The following is a 12,899-nucleotide window of genomic DNA, read 5'->3' as shown; positions in this document are numbered from 1 at the left end:
CCGCGGCCGTGGCCGCACTGGGGGGCGCCACCGCCGCACCCGGGGCCACACCGTCGGCCGCACTACCGGACGCGTGGGCGCTCGAGGTCGGGCCACCGAATTGGCCGGCCCAGCCGGAGGCGTCCGATGCGCTTGCGCCGGCGGGGATCTGGTGGGTGCCGCTGCCGAGCCACTGCCCGTAGTCGTCGAGCTGGTGCCCGACGTCGCCGACGGCGAAATCGACCTTGGTCTCGGTCGTCACCCAGATTCCGTCGAATCCGACGTGCGCGTCGATCTTCATCTCGGTGCCGAGGAAGATGCCGGGATTACCGCCGTCACCGATGCCGTCGAAGGCACCGGGATGCGGATCCGACAGACCGTCGTGCGGATCTGACAGACCGCCGAACCCGCCGGGGCCGAACCCGTTCATCCCGGGCAGATGGAGTCCGTTGGTGCCGGGCAGGCCCAGTCCGTGCCCGGGCAGCGGTGCGGTCGGGTAGGGATCGGCGCCGGCCGTGTCGGCATCGGCCTGCCGCTGATCCACCGCGTCCTCGGCACCGGGCAGCCCGAAGGCCCCCGACGCGTGGGACTGACCCGGCAAACCGAAGCCTCCCGAGGTCTCCGATTCCGGCGCACCGGGCAGGCCGAAACCGGCCGGGGCACTGGCATGGTGCGTCCCGGGAATCGCAAAGCCTTGTCCCCCACCGAATCCCGGATTACTGAAACCACCGTGGCCCGAATGCGGATTGCCCGGGTGCGAGGGAGAACCGGGAATCGAGAAGGGCGGCGCGGTCGACCCGCCGTCGGGCGAGCCGGGCAGGCCGCCGATACCGGGCGCGGGCTGACCACCGTCGGCGAAGGGCAATTGCAGCCCCGGATAGGCATCCGTGCCGTGCTGTTCCGGCAGTGCCAGTCCCGGCGCGGGTGCGGCCGGGGCGTGCGACGCGGAGTTCCCGAGGGTCGGCGGAACGGAGTCCGGTGACGGATCCGGATAGGTCACCACCGGACTCGGCACATCGGGATGCGGATCGGCGGTGGACCAGCCGGTGATGTGGCTGTTGTGCGATTCGTTCTCCGGTGCGGGCGACCCGTTGGAGGCGATCAGCGCGCCGCCGGTGACGTACGCACCGGCCCGAGCCACCCGCGCGACACCGGTCGCGACGCGATATGCGGCATCGTTCGCATGATCGCCCGCGTCCGCATCATCGTCGAAGGGCAGCTCACGCGTCATACAAACTCCGCTCTCAGCGTTCGGCTGGCTAAACCGAACGGGGTGTTACCGAATTTGGGTCTTTTTACACCTTATTTCCGGAAAACTTGCCTGTCACATCCTTCAGGTTTCTTTCAGGCGGACAGATGACAGGCCACAGCGGTACTTTCTGAGCTTGCCACCGGCGGTCATGACCGGAAAGCCCCAAGATCAACCGGCAGTCGACTCGGTCAACGGTCCAACTGATCTCACGGAACCTTGGAGACTACCTCTTCGGCTTGTCCGATGACGAATCGGTCGAGAGCGCGGCGACGAAGGCCTCCTGCGGAACGTCGACCCGGCCGATGGTCTTCATCCGCTTCTTGCCCTCCTTCTGCTTCTCGAGCAGCTTGCGCTTACGCGAAATGTCGCCGCCGTAGCACTTGGCCAGCACGTCCTTACGGATCGCGCGAATGTTCTCGCGGGCGATGACCTTCGAGCCGATGGCCGCCTGGATCGGCACCTCGAACTGCTGCCGCGGAATGAGCTCGCGCAGTTTGGTGGTCATCTTGTGGCCGTAGGCCTGGGCGGCGTCCTTGTGCACGATGGCCGAGAAGGCGTCCACGGCCTCGCCCTGCAACAGGATGTCGACCTTGACCAGCGCGGCCTCCTGCTCGCCCGCCTCCTCGTAGTCCAGCGAGGCGTAACCGCGCGTGCGCGACTTCAGCGAATCGAAGAAGTCGAAGATGATCTCCGCCATCGGCAGGGTGTACCGCATCTCCACGCGCGTCTCGGACAGATAGTCCATGCCGAGCAGTTCACCGCGGCGCGACTGGCACAGCTCCATGATGGTGCCGACGAACTCGCTCGGCGCGATGATCGTGCACTTGGTCACCGGTTCGAAGATCTGGCGCACCTTGCCCTCGGGCCAGAACGACGGGTTGGTGACAACCTGTTCGGTGCCGTCCTCCATGATCACGCGATAGATCACGTTGGGCGCGGTGGAGATGAGATCCAGGTTGAATTCGCGCTGCAGCCGCTCCCGGGTGATCTCCATATGCAGCAGTCCGAGGAAGCCGCAGCGGAAACCGAAGCCCAACGCGACCGAGGTCTCCGGCACGTAGGTGAGCGCGGCATCGTTGAGCTGCAGTTTGTCCAGCGCGTCACGCAGGTCCGGATAGTCCGAACCGTCGACCGGGTAGAGACCGGAGTAGACCATCGGACGCGGCTCGCGATAGCCGGTCAGCGCCTCGGTGGCGCCGTCGCGCGCGGTGGTGACGGTGTCACCGACCTTCGACTGCCGGACGTCCTTCACACCGGTGATGAGATAGCCCACCTCACCGACGCCGAGGCCCTGGGTGGGCTTGGGCTCGGGCGAGACGATGCCGATCTCCAGCAGTTCGTGGGTGGCGCCGGTGGACATCATCTTGATCTTCTGGCGCGGGGTGAGCTTGCCGTCCACCACACGCACGTAGGTGACGACACCGCGGTAGGTGTCGTAGACCGAGTCGAAGATCAGCGCGCGGGCCGGGGCATCGGCCTCGCCGACCGGCGGCGGGACCGTCTCGATCACCTTGTTGAGCAGTTCGGGAACGCCGACGCCGGTCTTGCCCGATACGCGCAGCACGTCCTCCGGTTCGCAGCCGACGATATGGGCCAGCTCGGCGGCGTAGCGGTCCGGATCGGCCGCGGGCAGGTCGATCTTGTTCAGCACCGGGATGACCTCGAGATCCTTGTCCAGTGCCAGATACAGGTTGGCCAGCGTCTGCGCCTCGATGCCCTGGGCCGCGTCGACCAGCAGGATCGCACCCTCACACGCCTCGAGTGCCCGCGAGACCTCGTAGGTGAAGTCGACGTGGCCGGGGGTGTCGATCAAGTGCAGGACGTAGTCGGTGCCATCGACGTTCCAGGGCAGCCGCACATTCTGGGCCTTGATGGTGATCCCGCGCTCGCGCTCGATATCCATCCGGTCCAGATACTGCGCACGCATCTGCCGTTCCTCGACCACCCCGGTCAACTGCAGCATGCGGTCGGCCAGCGTGGACTTGCCGTGGTCGATATGCGCGATGATGCAGAAGTTCCGGATCCGCGAGGGATCGGTGAACGTCGTGTCGGCAAACGTGCTGATGGGACACTCCTACCCGTGAACAAGTCGATAAGTCGCCATGCGGCAGTCTACGTGCGCATACCGCGTGGTCGTGCACGCACCGGCGGGCCGGCATCGGCGGCAACGGCGCAGTTCCCGGGGCCGGCGACCCGGATGTGAGCGGCGGCACACTCGATTCCCCGCCCGGCACAGGCGAATCCGGCGGGGATGAGCCGAGCGCGGTTCGCCGTTAAGCTCTGCCGATATGGCCAGCACATGGAGCTCTCTGGGCAAGCAGTTGGGGACCATTGCCAAGGAGCAGGGGCCCCGGATCGTCAAGAAGCAGGCGCCGAAACTCGTCGACCGGATGCAACGTTCCTCGATGTGGGACCGCGCTCTCGGCGGCCGCCGCAAGGACACGGTCGCGGTGCGGCCGGCGGCCTCGACTCCGGTGCCCACCCGGGAACGTGCCCGCCAGATCGTCTACTGCCCCCAACTCGACGGCCGCGCCGATCCGGGCGAGATCGTGTGGACCTGGGTGCCGTACGAGGAGGATCCGGCCAACGGCAAGGACCGCCCCGTGCTGGTCGTGGGCCGGGAGCGCAAGACTCTGCTGGGGCTGATGCTCTCCTCGAATCCGGCGCGCGGCGCCGAGCACAATTGGATCGGAATCGGTTCGGGCCCTTGGGATTACGAGGGGCGCGACAGCTGGGTCCGGCTGGACCGGGTGCTCGACGTGCCCGAAGCGGGCATCCGGCGTGAGGGGGCGATTCTCCCGCGGAAAACCTTCGATCACGTCGCGCATCGGCTGTGTGCGGAATACAACTGGGGTTGAGCAGGCCGGCCGAACCAGTGAATCCGGCCGCACGTGGCGCGACCGGATTCACCATCGGCGTCGCCGGATCAGTCGGCGAGATGCCGGGTGCGGCCGAACAGGGCGCTGTAGACCAGCGCGCCCAACAAGCCGCCGAGCAGCGGGAAGACTACGAAGACCCAGACCTGTGGCAGTGCCCCGTTCTGATACGGAGCGACCGCGAGACTGCGTGCCGGATTCGCCGAGGCGTTGTCGATCGGGATAGCGATCAGGTTGATCACCGCGAGAGTGATACCGATACCGAGCCCGGCCATCCCGACATGCGAGATCCGGTCGGTCGACGCCAAGACCACGAAAACCAGCAACGCGGTCAGGATTACCTCGACGGTGACGGCCGCGGCCAAGCCGTAACCGTCCTGCGTGAGCGTTGCCATGGGGCCACGCACATGCACAGCCGATGGGCTGTGCGCACCCCAGCCGTTTGCGGCCAGACCGTCGGAGGCGCGGTTGTAGGACGGCAGATTCCTGGCGATGCCGAAGATCACCGCACCGGCGATGAACCCGCCGACCAGTTGCGCGACCCAGTAGTAGACGGCGGTGAGCCAGCTGATCCTGCCCATCGCCAGCTGACCGATGGTCACCGCCGGATTGACGTGCGCTCCTGAGATCGGGCCGATCGCGTAGACCAGCAACGAGAGGCTGAAACCGAAGGCGAGCGCGATTCCGAGCACCCCCACCCGGCTTCCGGCGAAGACGGCCGTACCCACGCCGCCGAAGACCAGTACGAATGTGCCGATCACCTCGGCCACCAATTTTCGAGCCAACGGCACTTCACGCTGCTCGACTACATTTTCGAGCACTTCCTGAGCAGTCGGAGACATCTGCCACCTCCCTTTTCGAGCGTGTGCTTCGAGTCGGTACCACGTGGAGATTCAGGAAACTCGCTGAACGACCCGTACGGCCGTCCAAGTCGGACGCTACGGGACCGGATAACGGTGCACAATGACGGCGATTCGCATATCGGGAGCAGACCGCGGATACTCGGACCGGATTGTGCGATGACCGGGCGCAGGCACGGCGATTTCGCTTCGCACCGCCTCAACTGGTAACCTCGATCGTCGGCGCGGCGCTACCCGTTTCGGTGTAGTGCGCCCAGAGACTTTTCACGAACATCTAGAGCACATCAACTGACGAGAAGGAATCAGAGGAACAGGCGTGGCCAACATCAAGTCCCAGATGAAGCGGATCCGCACCAACGAGGCGGCGCGGGTGCGCAACCAGTCGGTGAAGTCCGCGCTGCGCACCTCGATCCGCAAGTTCCGCGAGGCCGCCGCGGCGGGCGAGAAGGACAAGGCGCTCGAGCTGATGCGTTCGGCGAGCCGCAGCCTGGACAAGGCCGCCTCGAAGGGCGTCATCCACGCCAACCAGGCCGCCAACAAGAAGTCGGCCCTCTCGCTGGCCTTCAACAAGCTGGGCTGATTTCCCGGGTTCCGGCCGCGGCCGGAACCGACGCGGCTGATTTTGCCGCACAACAGCATTCGCAACGCCGCCGTGGCAGAGGATCTGCATCGCAGATGACCACGGCGGCTTTTGTCGTTGATTCGCGTCCGCTAGCGTGGTGCGGGTGTGGGGTGGGGAAATTCGCAGAAGCACGGGCCTTTTCCTCGTGGTGGCGGCGGTGTCGAGCGCGCTGCTGACCGGGTGTGATCAATCGACGCCGACCGCACGATCCGCCGCCGCGACGCGGTCGGCATCGGCCGCGCCGGGCACCGAGGCCGCCGGGATGCCCCGGGCCGCCACCGCCGGCGCGATCGATCACCTCGACTCGGCGAGCAATCCGGACTGGATGGGCGCATTGCCCGACAGCACCTCGCTCGGCGAGATGTCCGTTCCCGGCACCCACGACACCCTGTCGATCCACGGCGGTAAGGCCGGACCGGCCGTGGTCACCCAGGAGAAGTTCGATACCGGTTGCACCGAGCCGACCTGCGCCTCGCAACGAACCCTGAGCACCCAGCTCGAGGCCGGCATCCGGGCGCTCGATATCCGGGTCCGGCGCGACGAGGCCGGCAACCTCGGCGTACAGCACGGCAGCTTCTATCAGCAGGCCGGTCTCGACGACGTGCTGCGGGCGGGCGAACAATTCCTGAATCGGCATCCGCGCGAAACGCTCCTGATGCGGGTGAAGGCCGAATGCACGAACGAGGACAAGACGTTTCAGTGCGAGGACGCGGGTGGGCGACCGCCCGACCCACCGCTGCTGGATCGGTACCTGAACGCGCAGCCACGGGTGTGGCGACCGGCGGCGACCGGACCGGTCGCGCTTCCCCGGCTGGGTGAGGTGCGCGGCGCCATCGTCGTGATCCGGGCCGACGGAATCGATGACCGTGGTCTGCCGATCGACGCACAGGATCTGTGGGACAAACCCACGCGCGAGGACAAATGGGCGGCCGTCGCCGCCCACCTCGCGCAGGCCCCGGCCATCGGCGCCCACGCCCTGTCGATGGACTTCCTGTCGGCCTCCGGGGTGCCCGACCCGGCGAAATTTCCCCACCGCTATGCCGAATACGAGAATCAGCGCGCACTCGACTATCTCCGCTCCCGTCCCGGCACGGCGACCGGCGTCGTGATGACCGACTTCCCGGGGCCCGCACTGGTCGGCGAGATCATCGCGCACAACCACCGCTAGATCCGGACACATTGCACGAGCGCAGCGGCCGCGGCTCAGTGCGAGGCGGCGTGCAGATCCAGGATCGCGGCCAAGGCGTGTTCGAGCGCGTAATCCGTATCGGCCGCACCGCCTTTGACGTCGGCATTGAGGGCGGCCACCACGTGCAGGGCGTTGCCGATGGTGGCGGCGGTCCAGCCGCGCGCCTGGGTCTGTGCCTTCTTCACCTTCCAGGGCGGCATGCCGAGTTGCGAGGCCAGCGCGAACGGATCGCCACGTCCGGCGGATCCGACCCTCGCGATAGTGTGTACGGAATCGGCGAGCGCGTCGGCGAGCAGAACGGCGGGAACGCCACGGTCGGTCGCCCAGCGCAATGCCTCCATCGCCGCGGGGCGGTCACCGGCGACGGCAAGATCGGCGACCTCGAAGCCGGTGACCTCGGCACGACCGGAGTAGTACCGGCGCACCGCGTCGACATCCACCTTGCCGCCGGTATCGGCGGCCAGCTGGGAACAGGCCGCGGCCAGCTCTCGCAGATCCGATCCGATCGCCTCCACCACGGCCTGCACCACGTCACTCGAAACTCGCACGCCGGCGGTGCGAAATTCGTTGCGCACGAATTCGTTTCGCTCGTTCGCCTTACCGATCTTGGCGCAGTTGTGCACGTCGGCGCCCTGTTTCTGCAAAGCCGGCGCCAGCGCCTTGGCCCGGCCGCCGCCGGAATGCAGAACCACGAGCACAACTCCCTCGGGCAGATCACCGGCGGCCGCGGTGACCAGCGCCACCGCGTCCTTACCGGCCTCCGCGGCGGCCTCGAGCACGATCACCCGATCCTCGGCGAACAGCGAGGGGCTCAGCAGTTCGGCCAGTTCGGCGGCACTCGCATCCCCCGCCCGCAGCCGATCCACCGGCATCGCGCTTGGATCGTTGGTCGCGGCCCGCGCCTGCGCCACGATCGAGGCGACCGCCCGTTCGATGAGCAGTTCCTCCTCACCGAGTACCAGATGTAAGGCAGCCAGGTGATCGGTCACGGCACGATCCTACGGGTGGGCGGTGACAGGTTCACCGACCCGTCGCCTTGTCCGGGTGGCGGCGCCGGGCCCGCATGTGTGCGAGTGCGGCGCGAGCCGAGCCGGGCGAGCACGGCGACACCACAGCCGATGAGCGCTCCGGCCAGTGCCGCGCCCGTCGCGCCCGCGGGCATCGGCAGCGAAATCCCCAGCGCCGCCCCGCGTTCGGCGACGAAGAGCAACCACCACAGCGGCGGCTCGGCCAGGTTCAGCACCACGATCGCCGCCGGTTGCCAGCAGCAGGACAGGACGGCCGCGCCGACGCCGAGCAGCGTGATCGGCGCGACGACGGGTTCGACCAGCACATTCGCCACGATCGCCACACCGCTGACATGGCCGGTGAGCGCGGTGATGATCGGCGTGGTGACCGCGAAGGCCGCCGCCGCGACACCGAACGCCTCGGCCACCAGCGGGGGCCAGCCGCGCTGTTCGAGCCACTGCGACCAGATCGGCGCCAGCAGGATCAGGCCCGCGGTCGCCAGCACCGACAGGGCGAAGCCGAGGTCGACCGCCAGCTGGGGCGCGAACGCGATCAACACGATCACCGCGGCGCACAGCGCGGGGAGCGCCTGTTTCCGGCGTCCCGTCACCATTGCCAGCACCGCGATCGCGCCCATCACCGCCGCCCGCAATACCGACGGCGACGGGCGCGCCAGAATGACGAATCCGATGAGGGCCAGGCCGGCGAGTACCGCGCCCCAGCGCGGGTCGAGTGTCAGAGCGCGGGTCGCGAGCAGCACGGCGGCCAGGACGATCGACACATTGGTTCCGGACACGGCGACCAGATGGGTGAGATCGACCGCCCGGAAGTCCTCTCGCACGTGATCCGGCAGCCGGGAGATGTCGCCGTCGATCAGCCCCGGCAGCACTCCGGCCGCATCCGGTGGCAGTGCACGCCGGGCCGCCTCGGACAGATTCTCCCGCACCGTCGCGGCCGCCGACTGCCACCACGGGCGCGGGCCGACGCGGCTCGGCGGACCCTGGGCCCGCAGTACGGCGACCGTCAGATCCCGCCGCCACGGGCGATCGAGCCGTGCCCGGAACGTGACGTGCTGCCCCGGCACCAGATCCGACCAGATCCGCTCCGGCATGATCACCGTCACCGCCGCATCGCCGTGCACCGATGTTGCGCCGTAACGGAATTCGCGCACCGTCGCGCGCATCGACCATTGCCGTCCACCGAAGGAACGGGCCGGGAGGGGTTTCGGATCCCCCGCCACCATCTCGGCCGTCACCACACTGCCCGCCGCCAGCCGCCCAAGGGGGTGCGCACTCACCCGATACGCGTCCCACGACGCCGCCACCCCGAACCCGGCGGACGCCAGCAACGCGGCCAGCACCACCCACCACACCGCTCGATGCGGCACCCGAAAACGGCTACGTGCCAGAAGGATTCCGAGTCCGGCCGCCGAGATTGCGAGCCCGGCGCACACCCACACGCCGGCTCGCCACCCCAGCGATATGCCCGCAATGGTCACGCCCCAGCACCCCAGCGCCGCGGGAAGCAGCCGCGCGTCCACTGCAGCGCCACCGGGACCGGCCATCCCCCGTTCCGCACCGTCGCGGGCGGAGTCCGAGGCCCGCTCGGGCCGGACTCGACCGCCGCTCGATCCACCGCGGTTCACAGGGTGACCTGATCGCGGAGACGGTTGAGCTTGGCGGGACCGATGCCGGTGACTTCGGCGAGCTGGTCGATGCTGGTGAAGCGGCCGTGCTGAATGCGCCAGCCGATGATGGCGGCGGCGGTGGTGGGGCCCACCCCGGTGAGAGAGTCGAGATCCTGTTCCGTCGCCGTGTTGAGGTTGACCTTGTGTCCCGGTGGCGCGACGGCGCCCGATGTCGAGGCCGGATGCGGTCCACCCGGAACGACCATGCTGCCGAGGCGCGGGCCGCTCGCGGGAGCGGGCGCGCCGACGACGATCTGGTCTCCGTCGGCGAGCCGCTGGGCGAGATTCAGCCCCGCGAGGTCCGCACCGTCTCGCGCGACGGCCACCGCGACAGCGTCGGCGACCCGTGTTCCCGGTGCGAGGTGCAACAGTCCCGGATGTTCGACCAGACCGATGACGCTGACCACCAGATCGCCGCCGGGAGCCGACGACGGCGTCGCCCGGCCGGGCGGATCGGACCGCACGGCCAGTCCGGGGCCGTCCACCGGTGCGGGGGCCATCGAGGTTTCGGCGGCGTCGGTGCGCACTGCCGGTAGCGGCGCCACGGGCGCTGCCACCGGATCGTCTCGATGCGCGGCGGCCGCCGCCACGATGACCGCCGCCACGCCGGCACCCGCCAGCACCCACACTCCTTTGCGCCCGGGATCCACGCGAACTCCCCGGAATCGCTCCGGAACCAGCCGCTGCCAGATCGTCACCGATCCCACCGGTTCGCTGAGCCACTGCGGAATTCGCGGACTCTCCGGCGCCTCGGAAAAGGTCACCGCCGCGCCGGTCGCCGCGGGACCTTTCTCCCCGTCCCGGCCGTCACCGTCGCGTCGGTCGAGGGCTCCCGCACTACCAGGAGGCGCCGCGGCATCGTCGCGACTCTGCCGGATACGGCTCGGCGAATACGGCCGCCTCGGCCAAGTCCCGCCGTGTACGCCGGTCCGCCCACCGGCGGCGTCCTCGTCCCGGCCGGCGTCCACACCCGGTCGCGTTGCGACCATGGTTCGGCCGCCGTCGGAGCCGCTCACCGGTACGACGGGCGGACCCGGTTCGCTACCGCGCGAGCCGAGATCCCGGCTCCCAGAGGGACCGCCCGAGGGATCACGGCGCTGTTCGGGCGAGTCCGCGGGTGATCGGGCGAGGTCCCACAGCCCGTCGTGGGTCGGGTCATCCGGACCGGGGGCCAGGGTGCCGAGCGTTGCCGGCCTGGGTGATACGTCGTGCAGTCGCTGCCGCAGTAGGGTCCGATCCTCGTGTCGCGCCATGACGGTGACCGTATGTGCGCGGCGGGCCGTGACCCGGTGCGCGAACTGGGGTTTCGGAATGTCTGGGGACAGCGTCCGAGCTGTGGACAACCCCCGGTGCGGGGGCGGAACTCGTCGGCCGGCGGTGGTAGGCGCTCAGCCGCAGCCGCCGGGGACCACCAGGACGCCGACCGCACCGGTGCCCACGTGCACGCCGAGTGTCGGGCCGAATTCGGCGGTCACGAGCTCCCGCATACCGGGAATGAGTTCGCCGAGCTGTCCGGCGATCGTGGCCGCCGCCGCGGCGGCACCGAGATGCTGAACCGCCACCGCCGCTCCGTCGTCACCGGCCGCATCGACCGCTGCGGCAACGAGTTTCGCGAAGGCCTTGGATCGCGTCCGCGCCTTCTCCCGCAGCTCCAGTTTGCCGTCGACGATCTGCAGTATCGGCTTGGTCACCAGTTCGGTGCCGAAGAACATGGCCGCGGTGCTGAGCCGCCCGCCGCGACGCAGCTGCTCGGTCCGATTGACGACGATGAACGTGCGAGATCGCCCGGCGGCGGCGACCGCGGTGTCGTAGACGACATCCAGCGCCGCACCCGACTTCGCGCGACGGGCCGCGGCGAGTACGGGCAGCCCGGTGCCCAGGCCAGCGCTCAGCGAATCCACCAGTCGCACCCGGGCGGCGGCATCCATATCCTGCACGGCTTGGCGCCCGGCTTCCCAGGTCGCCGAGAGCTGACGCGAAATATGCACGGCCACGACACCGTCACCCTCGCTGAGCTCCAGGGCGCGCTCATAGGCGGCGCGCAATTCACCCGGGGAGGCGGACGAGGTCGTCACCGTGGACGCGCCGTAGTCGATCTCGCATTCGTCGACACCCTCGGCGATCGCACGATCGTCGACCAGCACATGCAACGGCACCACCACGATGCCCAACTCCGCTACCAGTTCGGCGGGAACGCTCGCCGCCGAATCCGTGACCACCACGACGGTCATCGGCTATCCGCACCGATTCATGCACCGGCCTCGACCGAACGCACCTCCGACAGCACCTTCACCATGGCCCGTGCCACCGCGGCATGTCCCTCCCAGCCCCAGTGGATCCCGTCCGGATTCGCCTCGCCCGAAAAAATGTCGTCGCGCACGGCTTCACCCAGATCCACCAGCGGCACACCGGATTTCGCCGACCATTCCCGCAGCGCACGCACCGCGGGCGCACGCCCGGTGTGGACCCGGCCGTAGGCCTCGCAATCGTGCACCGAGGGCAGTACCGAGACCACCGGCAGATCCGGCCGCAACTGGGCCAGCGCATGCCGTGACTGTTCCAGGTAGTCGATGCTCACATGCGGCGGAAGTGCCACGGGGCGACCGAGTTTCGACAGCCGCGGTTGCAGCCACTGGTAGCCGGTACGCACCTGCCGGCGCAGCACCGGGGGGCGCAGATACCGGATCAATTCGCGCAGCGCCGTCGGTAGCGGCGACGGCAGCGTGTCCATCCCGCCCGTGGCCAGGACGACCGCTCCCGCGCGCGGCACCGCGGCCCACACGCGCGGATCGCCGATGAGTGCCCAATAGGCGTCGCGGCAGGTCCAGCCGATGCGCGCCACCAATTCGACGTCCCAATCGAGTTCCGCGGCAACCAGATTCGGCCAGATCCGCGGATGGTCGGCGGGCAGGCCGCCCTTCGGCCCGAAGTACGACAGCGAATCCGCGATCACGACCAGCACGGGCCGCGCCGAATCCTCGGGTGTGCCGGCCGCGTCGCCGATGCTCGGCTGCGCATCCGCGGAGACCGCGTCGTCGATTCCCGATACGGCGTCGACGGCCGCGCTCGACACGGTCCGCTCGCCGGGAGTTGCCGCGCCGGAACCGGTGTCGGACTTCCCGTGGGCATCGAGCGCCGCGTCGGCGTCATCGGCTACCGCCGCGTCGCCGGATACGGCGTGCGTAATCGCCGCCTCGGTGGACGGCGTCGTCTCGGAACCGCCGGGCACGCTGTCTTCCCGCGCGTCCGCGGCCGGTTCCGCATTCTCCTCTGCCTCGGTGGGCACATCCGCGAGAACGGCCGGCGGACCGGTCGATCCGCCGTCGTCGTCCGCGTCGCCCGATTCGGAAGCCGCATCGGATTCCCCGGCCGGTTCCACCGGCGCGACCGGACCACCGAACAGCGCGTCGGGCAGCCGCCGGACGG

At 69.0% G+C, this 12,899-nt stretch carries 10 protein-coding genes and 1 pseudogene; 3 read left to right on the top strand and 8 right to left on the bottom strand.

Annotation, left to right across the window (positions count from 1 at the left end; translation table 11 throughout):
* Positions 1–1,210: pseudogene (locus tag NN2_RS20500) on the bottom strand (hypothetical protein); the annotation flags it as partial.
* Between the two features lie 244 nt (positions 1,211–1,454).
* The gene (gene lepA, locus NN2_RS20495) at positions 1,455–3,296 is read right to left on the bottom strand and encodes a translation elongation factor 4 (protein WP_082857134.1); all 1,842 of its coding nucleotides are present in this window, start codon (positions 3,294–3,296) and stop codon (positions 1,455–1,457) included.
* Between the two features lie 223 nt (positions 3,297–3,519).
* On the opposite strand from lepA, the gene NN2_RS20490 reads away from it, so the two are divergent.
* Entirely contained in the window at positions 3,520–4,089 is a 570-nt protein-coding gene (locus NN2_RS20490) for a type II toxin-antitoxin system PemK/MazF family toxin (protein WP_030512824.1), read from the top strand.
* Between the two features lie 68 nt (positions 4,090–4,157).
* Here the strand turns inward: NN2_RS20490 and NN2_RS20485 are convergent, their stop codons facing one another.
* The gene (locus tag NN2_RS20485) at positions 4,158–4,949 is read right to left on the bottom strand and encodes an aquaporin (protein WP_030512823.1); all 792 of its coding nucleotides are present in this window, start codon (positions 4,947–4,949) and stop codon (positions 4,158–4,160) included.
* Positions 4,950–5,283: 334 nt separating this feature from the next.
* On the opposite strand from NN2_RS20485, the gene rpsT reads away from it, so the two are divergent.
* On the top strand, positions 5,284–5,547 hold the full coding sequence (gene rpsT, locus NN2_RS20480) for a 30S ribosomal protein S20 (protein WP_039777096.1): 264 nt from the start codon (positions 5,284–5,286) through the stop codon (positions 5,545–5,547).
* 199 nt (positions 5,548–5,746) lie between these two features.
* The gene (locus NN2_RS20475) at positions 5,747–6,757 is read left to right on the top strand and encodes a phosphatidylinositol-specific phospholipase C domain-containing protein (RefSeq protein ID WP_156511383.1); all 1,011 of its coding nucleotides are present in this window, start codon (positions 5,747–5,749) and stop codon (positions 6,755–6,757) included.
* Positions 6,758–6,792: 35 nt separating this feature from the next.
* Here NN2_RS20475 and holA read toward each other — a convergent pair whose 3' ends face one another.
* From holA to octT, 5 genes are all read right to left on the bottom strand, one after another.
* On the bottom strand, positions 6,793–7,767 hold the full coding sequence (gene holA, locus NN2_RS20470; protein WP_063015521.1) for a DNA polymerase III subunit delta: 975 nt from the start codon (positions 7,765–7,767) through the stop codon (positions 6,793–6,795).
* A complete protein-coding gene (locus NN2_RS20465; protein WP_082857138.1) occupies positions 7,764–9,350 on the bottom strand; it encodes a ComEC/Rec2 family competence protein in 1,587 nt (528 codons plus the stop codon). The genes holA and NN2_RS20465 overlap by 4 nt, the downstream gene beginning before the upstream one ends.
* Positions 9,351–9,427: 77 nt before the next feature.
* Positions 9,428–10,726: a ComEA family DNA-binding protein gene (locus NN2_RS38205; RefSeq protein WP_218022045.1), complete on the bottom strand. Its 1,299-nt coding sequence runs from the start codon at positions 10,724–10,726 to the stop codon at positions 9,428–9,430.
* Positions 10,727–10,861: 135 nt separating this feature from the next.
* Entirely contained in the window at positions 10,862–11,704 is an 843-nt protein-coding gene (locus NN2_RS20455; protein ID WP_030512817.1) for a DegV family protein, read from the bottom strand.
* A gap of 17 nt (positions 11,705–11,721) precedes the next feature.
* The gene (octT, locus tag NN2_RS20450) at positions 11,722–12,477 is read right to left on the bottom strand and encodes a diglucosylglycerate octanoyltransferase (RefSeq protein WP_063015532.1); all 756 of its coding nucleotides are present in this window, start codon (positions 12,475–12,477) and stop codon (positions 11,722–11,724) included.
* Positions 12,478–12,899: the final 422 nt, after the last annotated feature.

This window comes from Nocardia nova NBRC 15556 (assembly GCF_001613005.1).
Lineage (GTDB): Bacteria > Actinomycetota > Actinomycetes > Mycobacteriales > Mycobacteriaceae > Nocardia > Nocardia nova.
Note: the sequence above shows the minus strand (reverse complement) of the source record. Positions and strands in the feature narration are given on the sequence as shown.